Raw genomic sequence first — 24361 nt, 5'->3', positions numbered from 1 at the left:
TCTAATTATCGAATAATATAAACAAAGGATACCCCCAGTTTGACAGGCGCAATGGTAGTCTTAGTATCATTGACCGCACCCGGTTTCGGAGTACCCTTATCGTATTTAAACTGACGGTAACGCAACACGCCTACGCCGGCAGTCGCTTCGATGTTCCAGTGGTCACCCAGTACCCATGCATATCCATAGGTCAACCCGGCAGCGCATGCATCACCTTTGTGATTCACATCCTTCACCATCATATTAAAATTATTCACGAAAGCGGTGATTCCAAGAAAATGGCTCACCATCGGACGATTTAGCCAATAACGTACTTCAGGCTGAAAATGCGTGAAAGTAGTTTTGAAATTGTCAGTACTGATTGGGTTTGCGGCAATCCCCATATTTAAGGAGATATGACGTCCCAAAACGAACTCGGCTTCAATGTTAGGACTGGCCGTCAGCCATCCCAATGCATTTGTTTTTACAGCCACCCGTTGTGCGTGTACATGTACACCACAAAACAATAACAGAAATGATAACGCAGCTATTGCCCTGCGACCATTCCTCATCACATATACCATAATTTATTTCCCACTAAATATTTCCCACTAAAATATTCACCCACAAAAAGGGCTTCCTGCCCATATTATACATAATTTGGACAAGAAGCCGCAAAATTAGAAAAAATATAGCATTAAAAACGTTTAGACACGTTTTTTTTGTTTTTTATCGCAACATTTTTCCAGTCTGGAACGCAATATACCATATTATGTATAAAATATACAATTTTTCCAGCTTATAAATAAAACATCAGATACGCAATAATATAGGTTCTGACGTAACACCGGATTTCACTTTTTTGCCATTGATAACGACCGTGCAAGGAGCAGAAGAAATAATATACCATTTTCCTGCTTTCTTCTCAAGCAACACGTTAGCGGCACTGTCAGCCTGAACCATTATTCCAGGCACAACCAATTGCGTTCCACTTCCCAGAAAGAGTGTCCGGTTTCCCGCATACTCATTGCTGACAACTGCATAGTCCGCTTTTACTTTCATTCCCCGGTAAGTAGCAGCCTGCTCAGCATCAGACAAGGAGAAAATATGGTCTACACGCCCATTCTTGCTTTTCACGCAGATTCCTGCGAAGTCTTTCAGACCCGGTTCTTCCGCATCAAAGTAAGAGACAGACTGAATAGCGGACGGCTCGTTCTTCGTACTCGGCTCGTAGATAGAAATAAAAGGACGACTCCATGCTTCTCCATGCTGCCGGGCAACAAAAGTCAGCGTTGGTTGCTCCTTTATATTATAAGGCATATTCGGTGTACGGCTCAATCCTTCAGTCATCGGCGACAATGCCGTAAAGACTTCGCGTTCCGGTTCACCCTTCATCCAAAGATTCATATATATGTCGTCACCACCTTTATCCTTCATATCTATGGTGAAAGTCGCTTTGACATCCTTGTCGGTGGCAGCCATTTTCTTATCATATAAATAGGAATAAGCATAAAGATGCGCACCGGCAAAAGCAAGTTCTTCCGTGGGTTGAAGATTCAAGTCAGTACCATCTGCCGCTGTCAATGTCAAAGACTGTCCGAGGTTATGATAGAAATAGTCATGCATTTTATCTCCCCCCTTTTCCTTTCGGCTGCGGAACACATCGACATAATACCCCGTCTCCGCCCCGGTAGTAACGATACTCATCACACGCGTCTGGTCTGCCCTGCTCTCCGGTTCACGGAAATAAAGATTGCTGTAAGTGACAGACGTAAATTCCTTGCCCGGTTCCGCCGAAGCAGGGAAACAAGAAAGTAACTCAAAGGAATGATTGCTTTTCATCACCGGATAGCTCGATATACCATCCACACATACAGTATTATGACTGGGGAACTGTGAGTAATACTCCGCATAATCCAGCCCGCTATACAAGAATAGCCCGATACCTGCATCCGGGCCCAACACATATCCCTTTCCGTAAAGTTCCATCGAGATACCGTTGGCATGCATATGATTCCCTTCGCTGCCATTCAACGAAATCATCAGGCTGTTGCGCGGATGCATACCGTTACGCTGTACCAGCCAAGATACATTGGGAGCATAAAATAAAGGAGAAACATAATCCTCTATCTTTCCCGGCTGCACTTTTGGGTTTAAAGCCAACGGTTTATCCTCAAAGAAAGAACTGACAGATACACGTACGTTTTTCTTTTCCTTTTTATCATTTCCCATCTCCGGGTTCAGGCATTTCAGCAAAGCGGTAAAATATTTTTCCTGTTCCTTTTTCCCGTTCGCCTGCGCGTTCTGTATCATGCGGATAAAGAAATTTGTATTCAGATACCCCGGATGCGTATCCCCAAAACCGCAAATCATACGGTTAGGAAACAGATATTGGGGCGTGGTCGCCACCGCTTTCGACAATACAGGCATCGCTTTCACCAAATCATACTGCAGATTCGTGTCAAACTGGTTCACGAAATTGGCATAATCATTGATTACCACACTGCTATACCCCGGACATTCCGCCCAAATCCCCGTATTGGAATCAAAGCCATAATCCGCAAGACGTGTCAGACTCCACTGGCGGATGCCGGAACGGTTCATCACATAATCGATATAGTATTCGCGTCCTTTTCCGTCAGCATATTCCTTGTTATCTTCCAAAACCAGACCAACACTCATAATATAACGTGCCTGCAACAAATCCCAATTATTATGAGGCACACCGTTCGCAATGATATTATCCGTCCATTTCTTGAAAGCTCCCGCATAGATTTCCATCTTGTCCGGATAATTGGTCTTCAGATAATTATACAGAAAATCATATAAATAGACAGCAACATGAAGCGCATCCTCATGGATTACTTCAAAAGAAGTCAATCCCACCAATGTCTGCTGATGGCCATAATTCAAATCGACAGGCACATTCCGGTAATAAATTCCCGTCATATACGTGTCAAAAACACCTGCGGCAAGTTTGGCGAACTTTTCTTCGTCCGTCATCCAATAGAGGAAAGCAGCGTCACGGGCAATACCCAAAATTTCGCAGTTCAAACTTTCGATATTCCGTCCGGTCTTGGATGGATGTACGCTCTCCATAGGACGTTCGGGAAGGGCATTATTGCAAAAAGTCACGTTTCCGCTTTCGTCATCATCATAAGGAACGACATCCGCCAACTTGGGACGACCGTGAGTGGCAGCCGTTCCACGCGTTCCGGTATAGCGCACCGTAGGATAAGGCGCTTTCTCACCACCTGCATGATCGAACGTTTCACCTTTCACATACACTTCCGTGGCATGAGACTTCCAATACATCGCTAGGCGGGACAGCAACCAGGACGGTTGAGCATCCGTCAGATTTGTATATACTTCCGTCCGTTCCTTCAACTTATTGAAAACATCTTTCGCCCATTCTTCCTTTTTAATAAGTTCCCATGTTTCCTGTTTTCCCGCCGGAGTAGTCAACACCCGCGGATGCGTCTGCGGCATCTTTTCCGGCAAGGGAATCTCCTGCCCCGACGCACTGCCCCAAAAGGATAAAAAACATAATCCAAGTAAAATTCGTCTCATACTTCAATCTATTTTTTTAGGTTTGATACCTATTAAATACGAAGATAGAGATTTATTTACCTAATCCGACCGGCAAAGACTGTTTTTATTTGTCCGAAACTATGCTTTTATTCCAAACAAAGAATTATATTTGCAAAAAACCTACTAACAATTCTGATATTTATGAAAATCTTATCTATCCATGATTTGGCTACAATCAGAAAGAGAGCGGAACACAAACTTTCATTACGTGAAGAAAGTAATGAAAAAGTCACCGAAAAGTGCTGCGGACTAGCATCCGGCACACAGCATCTTCAGATTCTAATCTGTGGTGGCACAGGTTGCAAAGCCTCTTCGAGCCAAGGAATTACGGACAATCTCCGGTCAGCCATCCAAAAGAATGGCATTGCCGACAAAGTGGAAGTTATCACCGTGGGCTGCTTCGGCTTCTGCGAAAAAGGCCCTATCGTAAAAATCATCCCCGACAACACCTTCTACACACAAGTCACCCCCGAAGATGCGGAAGACATCATCACCGAACACATCATCGGCGGTCGGAAAATAGAAAGGCTGCTGTACATAGACCCTAAAACAGAACACACCGTCAGCGACTCCAAACACATGGATTTCTACCGGAAACAACTACGCATCGCCTTGCGCAACTGCGGCTTTATCGACCCGGAGAATATCGAGGAATACATCGCCCGCGAAGGATATCACGCACTGGCGGACTGCCTTCTCAACAAGCAACCGACGGAAGTTATCGACCTCATCAAGCGCTCCGGCTTGCGCGGACGCGGTGGCGGCGGCTTTCCCACAGGCTTGAAATGGGAATTTACCCATAAGCAGCAGTCGGACATCAAATACGTGGTATGTAACGCTGACGAGGGAGACCCCGGCGCTTTCATGGACCGTTCCATCATGGAAGGCGACCCTCACTCTATTGTAGAAGCCATGTGCATCTGCGGCTACTCCATCGGCTCCAGCAAAGGATTGGTGTATATCCGTGCCGAATACCCGCTTGCCATCAGCCGCCTGAAAATAGCCATCGAGCAAGCCCGCAACTACGGTCTGCTGGGAGACAATATCTTAGGAACGGATTTCTGTTTTGACATCGAGATACGCTACGGGGCAGGTGCCTTCGTATGCGGTGAAGAAACTGCACTGATTCACTCCATGGAAGGAAAACGCGGTGAACCGACTCTCAAACCTCCCTTCCCTGCCGAATCCGGCTACCTGGGCAAACCTACCAATGTAAATAATGTAGAGACGCTCGCCAATATCCCCATCATACTGACGAAAGGAGCCGAATGGTTTGCAACGATTGGAACGGAGCGTTCCAAAGGCACGAAAGTATTCGCCCTCGCAGGAAAGATTAACAATGTCGGACTGATTGAAGTACCGATGGGAACTACGCTCCGCGAAGTAATCTACGAAATCGGCGGCGGCATCAAAGGCGGAAAGAAATTCAAGGCAGTGCAGACAGGCGGCCCGTCGGGCGGCTGCCTGACAGAGAAACACCTGGATACTCCTATCGACTTTGACAATCTTCTGGCGGCAGGCTCCATGATGGGTTCCGGCGGTATGATTGTAATGGACGAAGACGACTGCATGGTATCCGTCGCCCGTTTCTACCTGGACTTTACCGTAGAAGAATCCTGCGGAAAATGCACTCCGTGCCGCATCGGCAACAAACGCCTGCTTGAATTACTGAACAAGATAACCGAAGGAAGGGGAACGGAAAAGGACCTGGATACCCTCGCCACTTTAGGACAAGTCATCAAGGACACCGCTCTCTGCGGACTGGGACAGACCTCACCGAACCCAGTTCTGTCTACGCTGGACAATTTCCACGACGAATATCTGGAGCACGTCCGCGACAAAACCTGCCGTGCCAAACAGTGTAAATCCCTGCTAACCTACACCATCAATCCCGAACTTTGCATCGGCTGCCACTTGTGTGCCAAAAACTGTCCGGCGGACGCAATCATCGGACTGGTACGCAAACCGCACATCATCAGCCCCGACAAATGTATCAAATGCGGAATGTGCATGGCACGCTGCAGGTTCAAAGCTATTCTCGTCTGCTAAAATCTATTTACTATGGAAGAAAAACAAATTACTCTCCAAATAGACGGTCATTTTATCACCGTCCCCGAAGGAAGCACCATCCTCGAAGCTGCCAACAAAATAGGCATTAACATACCTACTTTGTGCCATATTGACTTAAAAGGAACCTGTATAAAAAACACTCCCGCTTCCTGCCGCATCTGTGTGGTGGAAGTCATAGGACAACGCAACCTGGCTCCTGCCTGCGCCACCCGTTGTACGGAAGGCATGGTAGTCAAGACCAGTACCTTGCGTGTAATGAATGCCCGCAAGGTAGTAGCCGAACTGATTCTTTCCGACCATCCCAACGACTGCCTCACCTGCCCGAAATGCGGCAACTGCGAGCTTCAGACACTAGCACTGCGCTTCAATATCCGCGAGATGCCTTTCAACGGCGGCGAGTTGTCTCCCCGCAAACGGGAAATCACCGCTTCCATCGTCCGCAACATGGACAAATGTATTTTCTGCCGCCGTTGCGAAAGTGTCTGCAACGATGTGCAGACAGTTGGTGCGCTCGGCGCCATCCGCCGCGGTTTCAACACAACGATAGCTCCTGCTTTCGACCGCATGATGACAGAGAGTGAATGTACCTATTGCGGTCAGTGCGTGGCTATCTGCCCGGTAGGCGCATTGACCGAACGTGATTACACCAACCGCCTGCTAGACGACTTGGCCAACCCGAACAAGGTAGTCATCGTGCAGACCGCACCCGCCGTACGCGCCGCTTTGGGAGAAGAATTCGGATTTCCCCCCGGCACACTGGTTACCGGAAAAATGGTCTACGCCCTACGCGAACTGGGATTCGATTACGTATTCGACACCGATTTCGCAGCCGACCTCACCATCATGGAAGAAGGTTCCGAAATCCTAAACCGTCTGACGCGTTATCTCAACGGAGACAAATCCATCCGTCTGCCCATCCTGACTTCCTGTTGTCCGGCATGGGTAAACTTCTTCGAGCATCATTTCCCAGATATGTTGGATATACCGTCCACCGCCCGCTCTCCGCAACAGATGTTTGGCTCCATCGCCAAATCTTACTGGGCGGAGAAAATGGGAATCCCCAGGGAGAAGTTAGTCGTCGTATCCATCATGCCCTGCCTGGCAAAGAAATACGAATGTGACCGCGACGAATTCAAAGTAAACGGCATCCCCGACGTAGACTATTCCATCTCCACCCGCGAACTGGCACGACTGATTAAACGCGCTAACATCGGCTTCCCGCTCGTACTAGACAGCCCGTTCGACAACCCGATGGGCGAATCGACAGGCGCCGGCGTCATCTTCGGCACCACAGGCGGCGTGATGGAAGCCGCCCTGCGCTCCGTCTACGAAATCTACACCGGAGAACCTCTCCAGAATGTAAACTTCGAACAAGTACGCGGACTGAACGGAGTCCGCCGTGCCACCATCAACCTGAACGGATTTGAACTAAAAGTAGGTATCGCACACGGACTGGGCAACGCCCGCCATCTACTGGAAGATATACGAAACGGGCACAACGAATATCACGTCATCGAAATCATGGCTTGCCCCGGTGGTTGTATCGGTGGTGGTGGCCAGCCACTGCACCACGGCAATTCGGAAGTATTATATGCTCGCGCCAACGCACTTTACCGCGAAGACGCCAACAAAGCGTTGCGCAAATCGCACGACAACCCGTATATAAAAAAACTGTACGAAGAATATCTCGGCAAACCTCTGGGCGAGATATCGGAAACGCTATTGCACACACACTATTTTAACAAATCTATGGATTAACTTTAAACGAAAAGTATTATGTCAGATATAAAACTAGCCTGCGATGTGGCAGAACAAGTCAGAACGATTTGCGACAAGCACGGAAACAATCCGGGCGAACTAATCAATATTTTGCACGAAGCGCAACACCTGCACGGCTACCTGCCCGAAAAGATGCAACGCATCATCGCTTCCAAACTCAATATCCCCGTATCGAAAGTATATGGAGTGGTCACCTTCTATACCTTCTTCACCATGACCCCGAAAGGAAAACATCCCATCTCCGTCTGCATGGGTACGGCATGTTACGTGCGCGGCTCCGAGAAGTTACTCGAAGAATTCAAACGCGTACTAGGCATCGAAGTTGGCGAAACTACACCGGATGGAAAATTCTCATTGGACTGCCTGCGCTGCGTAGGCGCCTGCGGACTGGCTCCGGTAGTGATGATTGGCGAGAAAGTGTACGGTAGATTGCAACCGATAGATGTGAAGAAGATTATCGAAGAGTTGGAATAAATATCCGGAATAAAAAGCGGCCGCCTTGCTTTTTCAAGACAGCCGCTTTAAAACATTTTTTAACAACAAACAAAAAAGGCGATTGCGACATTCAATATAGTCGATGTCTGAAATATAAAAAAGATGATGGAGCTAAGATTGGAACATTCTTTTATTTATGTAAACACTATGGAGTAAATTATGCGCAAAACGGTGAATTGTAGTCTGTTTAAAACATCCAATAAGTTAAATAGTAATAACACATACAAATAAAACCTTTATTTAATATTAAAATCCGACTATACAATTGACAGCAAAACGTTTATAATCAAATATTTGACGATTTAAATACTGATAACTAGCTAAAGGAGAAATGTAAACGTATGTTACAAACTTCTCCTTTACTAATTTTTATTATCGTATTAGTAATATAACCCAGAGCAAAGAAAACAATATTCTTTAATCGGAATGTTATTTTGAGAAACTTTACTATCTTTGCAAAGTCACGAAAAGTGGCAAATGTAATAGTGAAAGTGTTTCGCTTTTATCCCGCATAGGAAATCTGACAGTTTCAAAGAGACGGGGATAAGCAATGACATTCATCACTTGGGTAGCGTATGTTCAAAAGACATATACTAAACAGGTGTGGAGTATTGTTTATTTGTCTCTGGGTTTTGTCAGAACCCCCTATGCAATAAACGAATGGCTCCACACTTTCTTTTTGTCTAATCCTGTCATTAAAGGAGTCGAATGGCGCAACTTTACTAATTACTATGAATGGATTAGATTTTATTAAATCGAAACAACAGAGTTGGGCAAAAAGAAAAAACTTCAATCTACTAGGAGGTACAATTCCCAACAAAGGAGAGAAAAACTATTTGTATAGTTTAGCAGATAATTTGTTTGAGCCGTTGTCTAAGGAGAATTTAGATTCTTATAATTCGGGTGACGGGAACGAAACAAAAGATTCTAAAACACGATTGGCAAAAATGAAAGCACTTCATTCATCTTCTGCGATTGTGGTTAATCTGTTCCAGTATTGGCAGGGAAAAGATGTTTGCCCGATTCTAAATGCATGCAAATTGACTTCAAGAACTACTAAGGTAGGCTATCTGATTAAGAATGTCGGTTCTGTTTCTCCTGAAAAAATTCCCATAATTCCCTCTCCACTCAATTACGAAATTAAATTTGAAGAGCAGTTTGAAATAAGTGAAGATAAATCTCAATTTCCACATTCGCCCAATATTGATGTTGTGATTTATACTCCACTGTCTACTATTGGTATTGAGTCTAAATTTACAGAACCATATAGTAGCAGAAAACATGGAGGATTAAAACAAAAATATGTTGAAAATCCCTCTTTTTGGAACGGATTGCCTAATCTGCATGAATTAGCAAAAGAAATTTCTCCTAATGATACTAAGTTTCAGTATTTAGATGCTGCACAATTAATAAAACACATATTAGGACTGAAAAAGCATAGTGACAAGTATAATTCAAATCTTGTTCAAAAGCATCATTTTGTAGAAGGTAAAAGAAATTTGATACTCAAACGCAATTTTCATCTCTTATACCTTTGGTACGATGTAATAGGAAAAGAGGGAAGTAAGCATAGAAAAGAGATAGAGCAGTTTGCAGAAATTGCTAAAAAGGACAATATAAAGTTTAGCCATATAACCTATCAAGAAGTAATAGCAAGGTTATCGAAAGAATTTTATGACAACAATGAAGCCTATTGCGATTATCTAACAGACAGGTACTTGTAAAACGTATAAGTAAATCTAATAAAAACGTTTGTTCAATTTAAAGATAAAAAAACATGAAAGCTATTATTCTAAGTATGTTGATGATGTTGTCTTATAATTATTGTTTTGCACAACTGAAAGTAGAAAACTCAACTCCAAAGCAAGAAAAAGAAGATGTATATGATGTATCACAAGACCTTTATATACGAGAATCACATCGAGGAAGATACATTGGTGCTCCTTTGGATTATAAATCCTACCACAAATTTATCAATCAACGAATTTTCTGCATCTCGGATGAAGCTTTTGTTCCTGATGGAAACCGTTACGCTTTGAAACGCCAGTTTGTCAATCTTCCTACTTCGATAAAAGGTTGTATTCAATATAAAAAGAAGCAGTTACCAATTGTAATCAATCGTATTGCTACTTTTTTATATCATCCACAAATTGTATCGGCAATACCTGATGGAAGTAATGCTAACTTACATTGCTTCGATACGACCAATAAAAAAAACTATGACCTAATACTGTTTAGTGCTTTCAATTACGCTTTCGACAATGTACAACGAAAGGTGGCAAATACCCCTATCTCTTGTGCAGGTCATTTTTACACCATCAAGAAAATATTAACGTACGATGAAGCGTTTAAATTGTTGGAAGAAGATCCACAAATAAAGCCCGTTGCAAGAACAGAAGACGGACATACATATGATTCAAGTGTAAATACCTACTACGATTCATTTGTCTCGGAGAAGAAATTTCTTACCCTTTTGATACAGAATGATATTCTGATTAAAAATAATATAGATTTTGGAGGAAGTAAAGAGTGTGAATCTCCTATTTTTTTGTTAGAAAATGAAAGTGGAGAACTTTTTCTCACACGACTAAATGAAGACAAGTTTAAAAATGCGGAATTTAGTACTCGTACAATGAGTACCGTTCATGCTTATACTACTTATATCTTAGAGAATCATATAGAGTATTTAAAGGAAAAGTTTATAGGCAAATTATACAAAATACGGCATAATTCAAATTCTAACGAAATAGGCAAGATAGAAGATATTGTAATTCGAGATAATGTATTAAGTGTAAAATACGTCAATGTAGAAACAAAAGATATAGGTTACAGAGCTATGAACTGGAATTCTACAGGCAATTTATGGGTAGTTGATTTGGCGGATGAAATTGTACCAAAAGAATCTAAGTAAGAGGATTAAGTGAATCTTATGGATATTAAAAACTCAAAAAATAATATTATGAAATTTATATGTAACTTCTTATTGGTATTGAATTATATTGTTTATATCATTGCCGATGTTAGCGCATGGGCAACAGATGTAAAATATGGACTTTTGCTTCTATTGCCTTTGATTGTATTTCCAATTGTTGTAAAATTAGCCCATAAGTTTGCGGTTTCGCAAGCTGACAAGTTTTTCAAATCAGAATGGAATGTGTTTTTGAAGAAATTGGAATGGGGAAATTCTGTTGTTGTGGCAATCGTTGCTCTTTTTTATTGGCTGTTCTTAAGTAAACCAAATTAATAATCATATGATTGTTAACAAGATTGATACACCATTTAGAAAGTTTTTGGAAAGTCTGAAAGTTCCGTCTGTACCACGAATGAAAGGCGGAACTATTTTCAACCCTGATGAGATAAACTATCTTGTACGATATTCAACTCCATTGGTTTATGAATTTGTGCAAGAGGATGAAACCGATAGGGAATTTTATGAGAAGTTTGTCAAATGGCTACATGAAGAAATGCCAGTTTATGGGTATGTTGATGTTTATATGGTCGTTTATTTACGTTATGGGCAATATTTAAGTAACGATGAATTTGAGTATTTGGAAAGGAATATTCCGGAGTGTTTCGAGAAAGGGCATGTATGGCTCTATGAAATAAACTATCGTAGGCGCTTCCGTTTGCGTATTCAATTGATTCGTTGCTTAAAAAAAGACTTTCAAAGAGTTATTCGGAAGGGTATTCATAAGATTGATTCCACAACAAATAAGTTATAATTATGTATTTCAAAAGAATAGTTTTAAGTGTTGTTGGCATTGCGATAGCTCTAGCCTTGACCGCCCAAAGTGTTTATGATATAAGTTATTCAACGTATAATTGCCCCGACAATTTGCCATACGGAACACTATTGGATAAATATTGTCCTAATCTCCAATTGTGGAATAATCACGATAAGAATTTCCCATGTCATGTTTCAGTGATAAAATTGAATGGGCACTATTCTGACTGCAAAGAAGCTAAAGAATATTATCCTATGTCCGATAAAGAATTGAAGTTCATTCAATCCATAAGAAAGTCGGATTTAGCTTTTACTAATCCTTTTCTAGTCACTTTATACAGGAACTTTAATGGCAAAAGAATTAAAGTAAACATTCCGACTACCTATTGGAATATAACACACAAAAAGCCTGAAAGAGTAAAAGACTTTATTATTAAGGATTTTCAATTGAAGCGGTTGGTTGCGGTGGTCTATTTTGATAACAGGTTATTCTTCTTTATCAAGAAAGATGAAACGTCTATGACTTGTTATTATTATAAGTCAATAGGGACGTTTGTTTACTCAAATTATGGTGAAGTTACTGCTATTGATGATAACGATTCAATAAACTATTTCTTAATTTGGCTTGCTAGCATACCATTACCAAGCTTACCAAAGGAAGAAGGACAAAAACTTCTTTCGCTTATAGTTTCAAAAGCAGACGGTAAAAACCAATTCACTATTGATTTGCCATTTGTTTTTAAAGACAACACTCCTCGAAGTATTCTTTAGCAATACAGATTACATAGTAAATATAAGCACAACTTAGCTATTAGCTTTATTTAGTTCTATTTCTGTTATTGTATTCCAAATGTGTTCCACTAAAAAACAAATCAGCCGCTAACTGTCCGTCAGCGGCTTTCTTACACCCTTGTTTGCGGAGAGAACGAGATTCGAACTCGTGATACACTTTTGGCGTATACACGCTTTCCAGGCGTGCCTCTTCAACCACTCGAGCACCTCTCCTTGTTTTTCAATAAAAAACAGACAATGGAAATATATTTCCCCACAAAAGAAATAGCAGCTTCAAAGCTGCTATTCTCAGCGGAGAGACAGGGATTCGAACCCCGGGTACCTCGCGGTACAACGGTTTTCAAGACCGCCGCAATCGACCACTCTGCCACCTCTCCAAAACTTCCTTTTCAGAAGTGCTTTTCGTTAAAAGCGATGCAAAGGTACGAACTTTTTTTAAACATGCAAGAGTTTCCACGAAAAAAATTTCGGGAAGATTTCCTAAGGATAGCAATATCTAGGTATTTTATGTTGAAAAGCATAAAATAGAGCATATTTATGCCGATTATATGAAAAATGATTGTAACTTTGTGCGCTCTAGAGAAAAGGATAACTACAACCTCTAATTTTATCATTTTATGGAATTAAATAAAATCTTTAAAGATGGTCTTTGGAGCAGCGAAATCAATGTCAGAGATTTCGTAAGTCATAACATTACTCCGTACTACGGAGATGCCTCTTTCCTCGAAGGGCCTACCGAACGCACAAAAGCCGTATGGAACCGCTGCCTCGAAGCACTGGCAGAAGAAAGAGCAAACAATGGCGTCCGCTCTCTTGACAATGTTACCGTATCTACCATCACTTCCCACAAAGCCGGATATATCGACAAGGAAAACGAACTGATTGTCGGTCTGCAAACAGACGAACTGCTGAAACGTGCAATCAAACCTTTCGGCGGTATCAACGTAGTGAGCAAGGCTTGCCACGAAAACGGTGTGGAAGTGGACGACCGCGTAAAAGATATCTTCACTCACTACCGCAAGACGCACAATGACGGAGTTTTTGATGTTTATACCGAAGAAATCCGTTCGTTCCGCTCACTGGGATTCCTTACCGGACTTCCCGACAACTATGCCCGCGGACGTATCATCGGCGACTACCGCCGTATGGCTCTTTACGGTATCGACCGACTGATTGAAGCCAAGAAAGAAGACTTGCGTAACCTCACCGGCCCAATGACCGAAGCCCGCATCCGTCTGCGCGAAGAAGTGGCAGAACAAATCAAGGCTTTGAAGGAAATGAAGGTAATGGGCGAATACTACGGACTCGACCTGAGTCGTCCCGCCTACACTGCACAAGAAGCCGTACAATGGGTGTACATGGCTTACCTTGCCGCCGTGAAAGAACAAGACGGTGCAGCGATGTCATTGGGTAACGTTTCTTCCTTCCTCGACATCTATATGGAATATGAACTGAGCAAAGGAACCATCACCGAATCTTTCGCACAGGAACTAATCGACCAGTTTGTCATCAAACTGCGTATGGTTCGCCACCTGCGCATGCAATCTTACAACGACATCTTTGCCGGCGACCCGACATGGGTAACCGAATCTCTGGGCGGACGCCTCAACGACGGACGCACGAAGGTAACAAAGACTTCTTTCCGCTTCCTGCAAACACTCTACAACCTCGGTCCTTCACCGGAACCGAACTTGACTGTGTTGTGGAGTCCGGAACTTCCGGAAGGATTCAAAGAATTCTGTGCAAAAGTATCTATCGACACTTCTTCCATCCAATATGAAAACGACGACCTGATGCGTGAAGTACGCCAGTCTGACGATTACGGAATCGCGTGCTGCGTATCTTATCAGGAAATCGGAAAACAAATCCAATTCTTCGGTGCACGTTGCAACCTGGCTAAAGCCCTGCTGCTTGCCATCAACGGCGGACGTTGCGAAAACACGGGTACGGTCATGGTGAAAAACATCCCTGTACTGACCAGTGACACGCTGAACTTTGAAGAAGTAATGAGCAACTACAAGAAGGTATTGACAGAAATCGCTCGTGTTTACAACGAAGCGATGAACATCATCCACTATATGCACGACAAGTATTACTACGAGAAAGCACAGATGGCTCTTGTAGATACCAACCCGCGCATCAACCTCGCTTACGGTGTAGCCGGACTTTCCATCGCGCTCGACTCGCTCTCGGCCATCAAGTACGCCAAAGTTACCGCCCGCCGCAACGACATCGGTCTGACGGAAGGTTTCGACATCGAAGGCGAATTCCCTTGCTTCGGTAACGACAATGACAAGGTAGACCACCTGGGTGTTGACCTGGTATATTTCTTCAGCGAAGAATTGAAGAAGCTGCCGGTGTACAAGAATGCCCGTCCTACCCTGTCTCTGCTGACCATCACTTCCAACGTGATGTATGGTAAAAAGACCGGTGCTACTCCCGACGGACGTGCCAAAGGCGTTGCCTTCGCTCCGGGTGCCAACCCGATGCACGGACGCGACAAGAACGGTGCCATCGCCTCTTTGAGTTCCGTAGCGAAACTTCGTTACCGCGACTCACAAGACGGTATCAGCAACACCTTCTCCATCGTGCCGAAATCACTGGGAGCAACCGTAGAAGACCGTATTGATAACTTGGTTACCATGATGGACGGCTACTTCACTAAAGGCGCTCACCACCTGAACGTGAACGTTCTGAACCGTGATATGCTTTATGACGCCATGGAACATCCTGAGAAATATCCGCAGCTTACCATCCGTGTTTCCGGTTATGCCGTAAACTTCGTGAAGTTGAGCCGCGAACATCAATTGGAAGTTATCAGCCGTAGCTTCCACGAACGTATGTAATCTATCTACTCTATATGACGATAAACGTACATTCATACGAAAGTATGGGAACATTCGACGGGCCGGGCTTACGGCTCGTCGTTTTTCTTCAAGGTTGCAATTTCCGCTGCTTGTATTGCGCCAATCCTGACACGATAGCCGGAAAAGGAAGCAGCACACCTACCCCACCGGAAGAAATCGTCCGCATGGCTATGAGCCAACGTCCTTTTTTCGGGAAACGCGGAGGAGTCACTTTCTCAGGAGGAGAACCTACATTTCAGGCAAAAGCCCTGATTCCCTTGGTGCGCGAACTGAAGGAGAAAGGGATTCATGTCTGCATAGACAGCAACGGCGGCATTTGGAACGAAGAAGTGGAAGAGCTTTTCAAACTGACCGACCTCGTATTACTTGATATCAAAGAGTTCAACCCCACCCGTCATCAGACACTGACCGGAAGAAGCAACGAACAGACCATCCGCACGGCGGCATGGCTCGAAGAGAACGGAAAACCGTTTTGGCTGCGTTATGTATTAGTGCCCGGATACAGCGATTTCGAAGAAGATATCCGCCGACTGGGAGAGGCACTGGGAAAGTATAAGATGATTCAGCGGGTAGAAATCCTGCCTTACCATACGCTGGGCGTACACAAGTACGAAGCCATGGAACAGGAATACAAACTGAAAGATGTAAAAGAAAATACCCCCGAACAACTTGAAAAAGCTGCGGGAGTATTCAAGGAGTATTTTACTACTGTGGTGGTCAATTAACCGCCACAGTAATGATACTTTCCGGTTTAACTCCAGCGGGCTCTCATTGTAGAAGAACTTGCAATTGCTTACTTGCTTGATTTTCTTTAACAAATTAAAGAATAAAAAAGCCATTCCTTAGTAATAAGCTGCGGAATGGCTTTATTTTATATTTTGTTCAATGAACGATTATACTACTTTGTATTCACCAATATTACGTTCTTCGGCATTAAAAGAAACTCCTACTTTTACCAGCTCACGTCCATCCGTCCGGTAGGGTAACAAATATCCTTTTTCATCTATTTGTTTCAAAGCTTCGTCTACTGTTCCTTCCAGTTTAAATTCAAAAACATAAATGTAGTCTTTTGTCTTAACCACGGCATCGGCACGACCTTTTGCACTACGGACTTCTGCATCTACATATTGTCCCATCAACTTAAAGGCAAGATAGAAAATAACCTGATAATGACGTTCAGTCTTTGTGTTCAATTCGTAAGGAATGTCGGCAAAGAATGATTTCAACCGTTCCATAAAGGAATGAACATCGCCCGCCTGAAGTTCACGAACGAACTTAACAGCGTTAAAATCCGTTTCATCAGAGGAGATGGGTGTATAATAGGGTATCAGAAATTTAAGGAAACCATATTTTACCTCGTCATTCGGAAAGCCTAATGTATATAGGTTCAATGATTTATCAAAGTTTTTAATGGTCAGATAACCGCTTTGATAAATCATCGGAAGGGGATTCTTTGTCTCTGCACGGTATTCGGCAAACCCGGAACTTCCTACTTCCAAACCGTCTATGAGTAAACGTAAGTCATAGTCACTTTGTTTCAGCAGGTCTACAAGATAGGTAGGAGTGCCGGTTTGAAACCAATAATTATCAAACATTAATCCATCAAAGACATTGAGCACACTGAAGGGATTGAATAATCCTTCTTCGCTGTATGTAAAATGATAGCCATCGTACATTGCTGTCATTTTATCGACTGTATCTTCAAAGGACATCTCCTGCACTTCTGCCAACCGCTCCAACTCAGGAGTAAATGTGGATACTAATTCTTTTGTTGTGATACCGCAAATATTCGCATAAGGAATCTTCATGCTAATGTCATTCAACTGATTCAAGTCACTGAATACACTTACCTGTGCAAATTTTGTGACTCCTGTCAGAAATATAAACCGAAGATAGCGGTCGGAACTTTTCAGCACACCATAAAAGGCTTTCAGAATACGACGGTATTCATCCAACAGGTTCTCATCCAAAAGAGCCTGCAGCAAAGGTTTGTCATATTCATCTACCAATACTACAACTCCTTTTCCCGTTTTCAGACTGGCTTGTTCAATGACATAACTAAAACGTTCTTCAGGACTGCGGTCTTTCTTCTCATCACCATATACGGCTTCCCATTTCTCCAAATACTGGTTTAGCATGGCAACCAAATCTGCCGCCGTCTCATATTTCTTCGCATTCAAATCAAGATGCAAAACCGGATATTGCTCCCATTTCTTCTCCAACTTTTCAATTGCCAAACCTTCAAAAAGGTCTTTACGCCCCTGAAAATAGGCTTCAAAAGTAGAAATAAGCAGACTTTTGCCGAAACGACGGGGACGACTCAGGAAATAAGGCTTTCCCGTATTTATTATTTGCCACAAAATAGCCGTTTTATCTACATAAAGGAAACCGCCCTTACGTATATTTTCAAATGTCTGTATCCCTATCGGCAATTTACGTTCCAATGTATTCATTGCATCTTCAAATTAGTGTATCACAAATATAGACGTTATTCGATGAATAAACAAAAATACTCTATGAAAGTTCCACTTATTTCTCTTTCAAGACAATCACCAAACCGTCCATTCCATAATATTTAGAGTTTTGCGACAAAGGTATGTTACTGTTGGTCTGAAACACAAGTGACAATATTATTAATATTTTCTCAATTATCCGATTTTTTGAGAAGGTTTGTGCATAGAAACTCTAAAAGCGACATTCTGCCACTGAGGATAAAATATCGCTTTTAAAGGTTTATAGAAATAAAAAGGTTATATTAATAAGTCAAACGGATACCTGCCTGTATATTGAAATTAAACGGATTCTCCTTACGTATAGTCTGAATATCCGAACCGTCATCAAAATAATAAGCGACACCCGGCTCTACATAGACACCGACACGTTTGGTAGCATTCAACTGTGCACCCACTGCACCGGATACGGAGAATTGCAAAGGTTTCACCGTTTCCTTTTCGGAACCGAGCTTTCCATACACGCATTTCTCAACCATACCGCCACCGGATACATAAAGAGTAACGAGCTTCTTATCTAGGAAATTCCAGTTGGCACGCAACGGGATACCGATATAATGGAGTTTCTGTTCTATCTGCCGGTCGTTATCAGCCAGTTTGGCATCCGAGGAAAGCAGCGTATAAGTCAGACCGGACTCTAGGGAAAAACCTTTGCCCAAGGCTTTACGAACGGATAATCCGAAAGAGATGGGTTGATGATGCTTAATATCGACTACCTGTTTTGCCTGGCGCAAGTAAGGTACTCCGTCCTCAAAGACCAAAGTCTGGTCATTGGGAATCTCCATCAAACCGTTGGATACAGAAAGCATACTGACGCGGGACATATAAGGATACGCGCCCGAACCTACTTCTGAAGAAGCACCACCCGAATTCCCTACTCCAAGTCCCATTGACCATGTTCCTTTCCGGGAAGATGGTTTCTCAGTCGGGATATGATATTTATCTCTGTCGGAAGGACGGCGCGGTCTATTGCCTGCAGTCGGTCGTTCCTTATCTTTCGTCTGAGTCTGAGTTTGACCGGCATTTGTTTCTTCGGTCGGTTTTCCCTCATTGATGACTGTTCCGAGTTTCTTTTCTTCTACTACAAGTGCCGGTTCATCTTTCACGGCGGGTTCATCTACCGGCATCTTATGCTCTGGGATATCCCGGTCTACTTTTGCCAACCGATTCTCACGGGCAACGGGACGCAGGACAGGTTCGACGGAAGTGCCTTGCATGTCCGGTTGTTGCACACCCGGCAAAACATCGGGTGTGGTAGCTAATGCCGGTGTTTGTATATGACGCATTTCATCCGCGGCAGGTGTCCCCAGGAAATACAGGCTTACTGACGAAACAACAGCCAGCAATATAACAGCCGCAGCCGCCATCATCCATTTTCGATAAGGATATATCTTCTTCTCCACAGAGGGCATAAGCTCTTTCTCCAGTTGTTCCCAACCGGAAGCAGGTGTCGGCTCGGAATAATCCGCGAACTTCTCCTTCAACTTATTCATCCACAATTCTTTCTCTTCCATCTCTATCTATCCATTATTCATTATCCATTCTTTTACTCTTTTTGCCAATACCGCCTTCGCCCGAAACAGTTGAGAAGCCGAAGATTTCTCATTAATACCTAATACCTGAGCGATTTCTTTGTGTGATTTGTCCTCGAAAGTATAAAGGTTGAACACTGTACGATACCCCGCCGGCAGTTCTTCGATAAACTGCATCAACACTTTTTGGGGTATCGCTTCCACATCAGAAGCATCCGGTTCTTCATATTCTTCGGGCAACTCTTCCAATGACGCTGCCTGATTGATTACATCATTCTTCCGGAGATACTGCAAAGCAATGTTGACTACCACACGCTCCATCCAAGCCCGCAGAGAACCTTCACCGCGCCAGGTGAACTTGTCGAAAGAGTCGAATATCTTTATAAAACTGTCGTGAAGCAGGTCCTGAGCCGTATCACGGTCGCCTGCATAGCGCAGACAGATGCCAAGCATACGCCCCGCATACTGCTCATACAGTTCCTTGCGGGCGCGGTTGTTTCCTTGCCTGCATTGCTCCGACAACTCTAATTCTTCCATTCGCTTATACACGTGTTTACCTTAAAAATGCAGTAAAGATAAAAATACTGCATAGAGAGAACAACTCTTTTTGCACTTTTGTTTCTTTAACAGATGCAAATGCAATATTCTTGATTATCGTGCATTTGTTGAATACAAAGTAGTAATATTAATCAAACTAAAACTTATTTTATATATGAAGAAATTTAAATTCATTGCCTTTATCTTTGCTATTATGACCACAATGCCGATTTTCCAGTCTTGTCTGGACGACGATAACAGTCCGTCCGACCTACTGGTTATCAGCACAATAAATATGATGAGCCAGGATAGCAAGGATTTTTATTTCACCTTGGATGATGGAAAGAAGATGTATCCAAGCAATGGAGAAGGATGGAGCAACGCGGATTTTGCGGATGGCCAGCGAGCCTTTGTCATGTTCAACGAACTGGAAGAGCCGGTAGGCGGATATGACTATAACGTTCAGGTAAAGCAGATAAAAGAAATCCTGACCAAGGACATTGTCACTATGGATGAGGAAGAAAACAATGAGGAGAAAATCGGAGACGATAAGATTAACGCCACTTATATGTGGATCAACAAGGATAAGAAATATCTGACTATCGAATTCCAATATTATGGTACGCACAGTGAAGATAAGAAACATTTCCTGAATCTGGTTATCAATAATCTCACCCCGGCTCCTACCGCAGATGAGGAGAGTGAAGAGGATGAGTTTATCAACCTGGAATTCCGTCACAACAGTGAAGGGGATTATCCTCAGACTTTAGGCGAAGGGTATGTATCTTTCAAACTGGACGGAATCAAGAAACAGATGGAAGGAAAGAAGGGCCTAAGAATCCGTGTCAATACCCTATATGGCGGAATAAAAACATATGAAGTGAAATTTCCCTAATCTGCTAATCGAAAAATGAAAGACACTCTTTTATAATATTATATATTAATTACACAAAAGAGGGCGGTAGTTGTGAAACTCCCGCCCTTCTCATTTTTAAATGGATGTGAACACTGCTTCTGCAATAAATGTTTGCAGCATTTCTCCTTCACCAAAGCGAAAAGAATAATTTTTCAAAAACAAATAATTTACTCTGGAAATCGAAGTCTGTATGTATAATTATGACTAACTTTGTGAATTTTTTTCGAATATAGGAAACTACACCGAATGAAAAAAGGACTTTTTTATGCCATATTGGCCTCTGTTTTATGGGCTATAGTCAATCCGTTTATCAAACAAGGACTGAGTTACGATTTTACTCCGATGAACTTTGCCGGAATCCGCTTTACTACTGTGGGGATTATTCTTTTCGCATATACCTGGCACAAGGGGATGTGGAAGGAGATACGTCAGCACAGCAGATTATTTCTGAACCTGATTCTTATCAATATGTTTATGGGATACACGGCTTTCTACTTCGGCGTGGATTTTGTGAGTGGGGCTATCTCGTCCATTATCATGGGGATGACTCCGCTTATCAATGTATTACTGGCGCATTTGCTTGCTAGTAATGACAGGCTGAATATCCATAAAATCATCAGTCTTGTGGTCAGCCTCATCGGCTTGTTCCTTATTATAGGAATGGGAAGTGACGGCGCACCGCTCGATTGGAAAGGAATCACCGGTATCGTGTTGTTGCTGCTCAGTATTATTTTTCAAGGGTATTCCGCTATCTCCGTTTCGGAAGATAAGGGAAAGGTAAATCCTATTTTTCTGAATGCCGTGCAGATGTTCTTCGGCGGTCTACTTATATATATGATAGGACTGGACACGGAAGGTTATCATACTTTTATAGGAAAACCGGGCGGTTTCTATATCAGTCTCGGTATTTTGGTGTTTATTTCTGTCTTTGCCTTTAGCTTTTGGTTTATTGCTTTGCAGAGCAAGGGCGCAAAGGTCAGCGATATAAATATGTGCCGATTGATTAATCCGATTCTTGGCGCAGTATTGAGTTGGGTCATGCTTCCGGACGAGCATCCCACATTCAGCACGGTGGCTGCATAGACGAGAGGAATGTCTGATTGTAAGTATTGGACTTATAGAACGTACCGTCGAAAGTTATCCTGCCATCCCAAAAACGGGCATTGATACCCAATTCGTAGGACTTTGTACGTTCGGGCTTGAAGTCGGGATAAGGATAGGTTGATATCGGATTGATGATACCTGCCGACATGGAGTCTGTTATGGAACCCGGCGTGATACCTACCTGCGAGATGGGCGAACCTACTTCGGTGTACGACCCGCGCACTTTCAAGTAAGAAATGAACTGTGGCAACGACGCCATCTCCGTGATAATGGCAGACAGACCTATCGACGGATAGAATATACCCGGAGTCTTGCCATTACTTACCAACTGCGAAGCCCAGTCGGTACGTCCGGTAGCTGTAAGATAGAGCATATTCTTCCACCCAAGTTCGGCACTGGCAAATACGGCAATGTTGCGCGTGCGCTTATACGTTTCTTTCGGTGAATTATCGGAAGACAAGTTCGCAGCCGAAAACAGATTAGGCACGGTTGCCAACTTACCACCGATGTCAACGCCTCTCGTATAATGGTCTTCAAAGCCTGCTCCTAAGTTGGCAATCAACGAAAAGTCGTGTTTAAAACTCTTGTTGATGTTCATCATCAAGTCTGCATAGGTCTGGTCGTAAAATTCTTCCCTGTTCGAATAAATAGATGTGCCGCTCTACGGTACGGATAATTACTTATTCATCTGAAAAGTATTAATAGAAAAGTTGCTATTGGTTAATGGTAAACTTCCAATCCTTTATATCTAAAGTTTTTTTCGATTAATCGCAAACTATAAATGAAAGCTTTGTTTTTATAATCAAAGGTTGCATTTATAAAAATGAAGCTTGCATTTATATAATCAAAACTTGCAATTATAGTTTATGATAGGTGAAGAAAAGGTTTGCAATTAATCCAAAACAAGTTTACCCTTAATGAAGAATAACTTTTCTATTAATGATTCAGACGCGAAATAGCAGTAGATTGTCCTACAACTGCCATGAGAAATGACGATAATGAGTATGAGAAATACCTGTTTTTAGGAATAAAGCATGAGAAAAGAATGAGAAATGCCTGTATCCGAAAACATTTCTCATTCCCTATTTCAGTCTATTTCAACCCATTGACTAATAATCATGAGAATATGAGAAATAAAAATGAAAAACTCTTCTAGTAGAGGGAGAAGTGTGGGAGCAATCACTTATAAAGAAATAATAAATTCACTGTATAATGCCAATATTATTATCATCAATAAAGATAAAACGATTACTTTATCGCCTGAGATAGCCACATTAGTGTTGTAAGGAACATAATAAAATATGTAACAGAACAAAAAGATTGCATCGTTATGCAATTCTGCGGATGGGAATTGACACGAATAGAAGAAGTATAACGACTACAATAGTTTCTCCGCTAAAGTGCGGCATTCGATACGGTTGATTTTACCATTCCCCGTTTGAGGAATTAAATCCACCATCCGAATATATTTAGGACGATGATAAGGTGACAGTATCTCCTGCACCTTATTTTTCAGTTCTTCCATATCCAACTGACCTTCGATTAATAAAGTCACCGCTTGCCCCAAACGAGGGTCGGGAACCGAAGTGATGACAAACGGCACAGGGATAAACGGACGAAGCGACTTCTCCACCTCTTCCGCCTGTATCTTGATTCCGCCACTATTGATGACATTATCTTTACGTCCCCAAATGACGAAGCTGCCATCGGGATAGATGCGGGCAATATCATTAGTTTGCAAAATATCATCGCAGACCAAAGGGGCTTTAATGACTAACGTATTTTCGGGAGACAAGGACAGTTCGACTGAAGAAAAAGGATAATAATGGTCGGACGCAGAATTTCCGTTCAAGCGACGCAGGGCAATATGGGATAATGTTTCGGTCATGCCGTAAGTGGAATAGACAGCTATCGGGAGAGACCTTATTTCTGCTTCCAAAGCCTCATCTACTGCTCCGCCACCTATAATCAAAATCTCCGTTTGCTTCAACTGCTCACGCTCTCCAAGGTTATGGAGTGTGTTGTAAACCTGCAAAGGAACCATTGCCGCGAATCTCAGCGGAACGCTTATATCAGAGAGAGGATGACCGGAAGCGGGACGCACTATCAGATTTAACCCCGCAACGAGGGAACGTACCACTACCATCATGGCTCCGATATAACGCAGATTCATGCACAACAAAGCGGTGTCTCCCGCTTGCAGATTGAGGTACTCACAGGTGAGACGGGCACTTTGCATCATTTGGTCTTTGCGCACAGTCAGTTCTTTCGGCGTGCCTGTGGAACCCGAAGTATGGACGGTCATGGCAGGAGAATCACTGAACCATTCGTTCAGAAAAAGATATAAATCCCATAGGGCCGAAGGATGGTTCTCTGCTCCTTCGGCTACCAGACGGGCTATCTCTTCCGGGGTATAGATGGTTCCTTCCAATAGCAAACGTTGCTGTTTTCGGTCAAATATCATC

The 24361-nt window shown here is 42.9% G+C and carries 19 protein-coding genes and 2 tRNA genes; 12 read left to right on the top strand and 9 right to left on the bottom strand.

Going from position 1 to position 24361, the window contains the following annotated elements; translation table 11 throughout:
* Positions 1 to 5: 5 nt before the first annotated feature.
* Positions 6 to 551 (bottom strand): DUF3575 domain-containing protein, encoded by a 546-nt coding sequence (locus NSB03_RS01550; RefSeq protein ID WP_024986190.1) that lies wholly within the window; start codon positions 549 to 551, stop codon positions 6 to 8.
* A gap of 241 nt (positions 552 to 792) precedes the next feature.
* A complete protein-coding gene (locus tag NSB03_RS01545) occupies positions 793 to 3549 on the bottom strand; it encodes an endo-acting ulvan lysase-like protein (protein WP_024986191.1) in 2757 nt (918 codons plus the stop codon).
* A 162-nt stretch (positions 3550 to 3711) separates the two neighbouring features.
* Between NSB03_RS01545 and NSB03_RS01540 the strand changes: the two genes are divergently transcribed.
* From NSB03_RS01540 to NSB03_RS01505, 8 genes are all read left to right on the top strand, one after another.
* Positions 3712 to 5619, top strand: coding sequence for an NADH-quinone oxidoreductase subunit NuoF (locus NSB03_RS01540; RefSeq protein ID WP_024986192.1), 1908 nt, complete (start codon positions 3712 to 3714; stop codon positions 5617 to 5619).
* A gap of 12 nt (positions 5620 to 5631) precedes the next feature.
* Positions 5632 to 7398 (top strand): NADH-dependent [FeFe] hydrogenase, group A6, encoded by a 1767-nt coding sequence (locus NSB03_RS01535; RefSeq protein ID WP_024986193.1) that lies wholly within the window; start codon positions 5632 to 5634, stop codon positions 7396 to 7398.
* A gap of 18 nt (positions 7399 to 7416) precedes the next feature.
* Positions 7417 to 7893, top strand: a complete 477-nt coding sequence (gene nuoE, locus NSB03_RS01530; RefSeq protein WP_024986194.1) for an NADH-quinone oxidoreductase subunit NuoE — start codon at positions 7417 to 7419, stop codon at positions 7891 to 7893.
* Positions 7894 to 8645: 752 nt separating this feature from the next.
* Positions 8646 to 9638 carry a PGN_0703 family putative restriction endonuclease gene (locus NSB03_RS01525; RefSeq protein ID WP_024986195.1) on the top strand — a complete coding sequence of 331 codons (993 nt, stop codon included), beginning with the start codon at positions 8646 to 8648 and terminating at the stop codon, positions 9636 to 9638.
* 53 nt (positions 9639 to 9691) lie between these two features.
* Complete coding sequence (locus NSB03_RS01520; protein WP_024986196.1) at positions 9692 to 10825, top strand: hypothetical protein; 1134 nt, start codon at positions 9692 to 9694, stop codon at positions 10823 to 10825.
* An 18-nt stretch (positions 10826 to 10843) separates the two neighbouring features.
* Entirely contained in the window at positions 10844 to 11158 is a 315-nt protein-coding gene (locus tag NSB03_RS01515; protein ID WP_128824208.1) for a hypothetical protein, read from the top strand.
* A 7-nt stretch (positions 11159 to 11165) separates the two neighbouring features.
* Positions 11166 to 11636, top strand: a complete 471-nt coding sequence (locus NSB03_RS01510; RefSeq protein WP_024986198.1) for a hypothetical protein — start codon at positions 11166 to 11168, stop codon at positions 11634 to 11636.
* Between the two features lie 2 nt (positions 11637 to 11638).
* On the top strand, positions 11639 to 12409 hold the full coding sequence (locus NSB03_RS01505) for a hypothetical protein (protein WP_024986199.1): 771 nt from the start codon (positions 11639 to 11641) through the stop codon (positions 12407 to 12409).
* Positions 12410 to 12555: 146 nt separating this feature from the next.
* On the opposite strand, the gene NSB03_RS01500 is transcribed toward NSB03_RS01505, so the two are convergent.
* Both NSB03_RS01500 and NSB03_RS01495 read right to left on the bottom strand, forming a co-directional pair.
* A tRNA-Ser gene (locus tag NSB03_RS01500) sits at positions 12556 to 12643 on the bottom strand.
* A gap of 79 nt (positions 12644 to 12722) precedes the next feature.
* Positions 12723 to 12807: transfer RNA gene (locus NSB03_RS01495), tRNA-Ser, on the bottom strand.
* A 240-nt stretch (positions 12808 to 13047) separates the two neighbouring features.
* Here NSB03_RS01495 and pflB point away from each other — a divergent pair.
* Both pflB and pflA read left to right on the top strand, forming a co-directional pair.
* Entirely contained in the window at positions 13048 to 15276 is a 2229-nt protein-coding gene (gene pflB / locus NSB03_RS01490) for a formate C-acetyltransferase (protein ID WP_257466169.1), read from the top strand.
* A 14-nt stretch (positions 15277 to 15290) separates the two neighbouring features.
* The gene (pflA, locus tag NSB03_RS01485) at positions 15291 to 16022 is read left to right on the top strand and encodes a pyruvate formate-lyase-activating protein (protein WP_024986200.1); all 732 of its coding nucleotides are present in this window, start codon (positions 15291 to 15293) and stop codon (positions 16020 to 16022) included.
* A gap of 168 nt (positions 16023 to 16190) precedes the next feature.
* On the opposite strand, the gene NSB03_RS01480 is transcribed toward pflA, so the two are convergent.
* The 3 genes from NSB03_RS01480 to NSB03_RS01470 form a co-directional block, all read right to left on the bottom strand.
* The gene (locus NSB03_RS01480) at positions 16191 to 17750 is read right to left on the bottom strand and encodes a PD-(D/E)XK nuclease domain-containing ATP-binding protein (protein WP_257466168.1); all 1560 of its coding nucleotides are present in this window, start codon (positions 17748 to 17750) and stop codon (positions 16191 to 16193) included.
* A gap of 302 nt (positions 17751 to 18052) precedes the next feature.
* Complete coding sequence (locus NSB03_RS01475) at positions 18053 to 19321, bottom strand: porin family protein (protein ID WP_257466167.1); 1269 nt, start codon at positions 19319 to 19321, stop codon at positions 18053 to 18055.
* Positions 19322 to 19327: 6 nt separating this feature from the next.
* Positions 19328 to 19876 (bottom strand): RNA polymerase sigma factor, encoded by a 549-nt coding sequence (locus tag NSB03_RS01470; RefSeq protein ID WP_024986201.1) that lies wholly within the window; start codon positions 19874 to 19876, stop codon positions 19328 to 19330.
* A gap of 175 nt (positions 19877 to 20051) precedes the next feature.
* On the opposite strand from NSB03_RS01470, the gene NSB03_RS01465 reads away from it, so the two are divergent.
* Both NSB03_RS01465 and NSB03_RS01460 read left to right on the top strand, forming a co-directional pair.
* Complete coding sequence (locus NSB03_RS01465) at positions 20052 to 20771, top strand: NigD1/NigD2 family lipoprotein (protein ID WP_024986202.1); 720 nt, start codon at positions 20052 to 20054, stop codon at positions 20769 to 20771.
* A gap of 267 nt (positions 20772 to 21038) precedes the next feature.
* On the top strand, positions 21039 to 21875 hold the full coding sequence (locus tag NSB03_RS01460) for a DMT family transporter (RefSeq protein ID WP_024986203.1): 837 nt from the start codon (positions 21039 to 21041) through the stop codon (positions 21873 to 21875).
* Here the strand turns inward: NSB03_RS01460 and NSB03_RS01455 are convergent.
* Both NSB03_RS01455 and NSB03_RS01450 read right to left on the bottom strand, forming a co-directional pair.
* Positions 21856 to 22497: a TonB-dependent receptor domain-containing protein gene (locus NSB03_RS01455; protein WP_121766766.1), complete on the bottom strand. Its 642-nt coding sequence runs from the start codon at positions 22495 to 22497 to the stop codon at positions 21856 to 21858. The genes NSB03_RS01460 and NSB03_RS01455 overlap by 20 nt on opposite strands.
* A 777-nt stretch (positions 22498 to 23274) precedes the next feature.
* Entirely contained in the window at positions 23275 to 24360 is a 1086-nt protein-coding gene (locus NSB03_RS01450; protein ID WP_128824210.1) for an AMP-binding protein, read from the bottom strand.
* Between the last annotated feature and the right edge of the window lies 1 nt (position 24361).

The organism is Bacteroides acidifaciens, from assembly GCF_024623065.1.
Classification (GTDB): domain Bacteria; phylum Bacteroidota; class Bacteroidia; order Bacteroidales; family Bacteroidaceae; genus Bacteroides; species Bacteroides acidifaciens.
The sequence above is the reverse complement of the archived record's forward strand: the minus strand, read 5'-3'. Positions and strand labels throughout refer to the sequence as shown.

Coding starts and splice junctions, on each gene's coding strand:
- NSB03_RS01550 (WP_024986190.1), bottom strand. CDS start 551: ATGAGGAATGGTCGCAGGGCAATAGCTGCGTTATCATTTCTGTTATTG.
- NSB03_RS01545 (WP_024986191.1), bottom strand. CDS start 3,549: ATGAGACGAATTTTACTTGGATTATGTTTTTTATCCTTTTGGGGCAGT.
- NSB03_RS01540 (WP_024986192.1), top strand. CDS start 3,712: ATGAAAATCTTATCTATCCATGATTTGGCTACAATCAGAAAGAGAGCG.
- NSB03_RS01535 (WP_024986193.1), top strand. CDS start 5,632: ATGGAAGAAAAACAAATTACTCTCCAAATAGACGGTCATTTTATCACC.
- nuoE (WP_024986194.1), top strand. CDS start 7,417: ATGTCAGATATAAAACTAGCCTGCGATGTGGCAGAACAAGTCAGAACG.
- NSB03_RS01525 (WP_024986195.1), top strand. CDS start 8,646: ATGAATGGATTAGATTTTATTAAATCGAAACAACAGAGTTGGGCAAAA.
- NSB03_RS01520 (WP_024986196.1), top strand. CDS start 9,692: ATGAAAGCTATTATTCTAAGTATGTTGATGATGTTGTCTTATAATTAT.
- NSB03_RS01515 (WP_128824208.1), top strand. CDS start 10,844: ATGGATATTAAAAACTCAAAAAATAATATTATGAAATTTATATGTAAC.
- NSB03_RS01510 (WP_024986198.1), top strand. CDS start 11,166: ATGATTGTTAACAAGATTGATACACCATTTAGAAAGTTTTTGGAAAGT.
- NSB03_RS01505 (WP_024986199.1), top strand. CDS start 11,639: ATGTATTTCAAAAGAATAGTTTTAAGTGTTGTTGGCATTGCGATAGCT.
- pflB (WP_257466169.1), top strand. CDS start 13,048: ATGGAATTAAATAAAATCTTTAAAGATGGTCTTTGGAGCAGCGAAATC.
- pflA (WP_024986200.1), top strand. CDS start 15,291: ATGACGATAAACGTACATTCATACGAAAGTATGGGAACATTCGACGGG.
- NSB03_RS01480 (WP_257466168.1), bottom strand. CDS start 17,750: ATGAATACATTGGAACGTAAATTGCCGATAGGGATACAGACATTTGAA.
- NSB03_RS01475 (WP_257466167.1), bottom strand. CDS start 19,321: ATGGAAGAGAAAGAATTGTGGATGAATAAGTTGAAGGAGAAGTTCGCG.
- NSB03_RS01470 (WP_024986201.1), bottom strand. CDS start 19,876: ATGGAAGAATTAGAGTTGTCGGAGCAATGCAGGCAAGGAAACAACCGC.
- NSB03_RS01465 (WP_024986202.1), top strand. CDS start 20,052: ATGAAGAAATTTAAATTCATTGCCTTTATCTTTGCTATTATGACCACA.
- NSB03_RS01460 (WP_024986203.1), top strand. CDS start 21,039: ATGAAAAAAGGACTTTTTTATGCCATATTGGCCTCTGTTTTATGGGCT.
- NSB03_RS01455 (WP_121766766.1), bottom strand. CDS start 22,497: ATGATGAACATCAACAAGAGTTTTAAACACGACTTTTCGTTGATTGCC.
- NSB03_RS01450 (WP_128824210.1), bottom strand. CDS start 24,360: ATGATATTTGACCGAAAACAGCAACGTTTGCTATTGGAAGGAACCATC.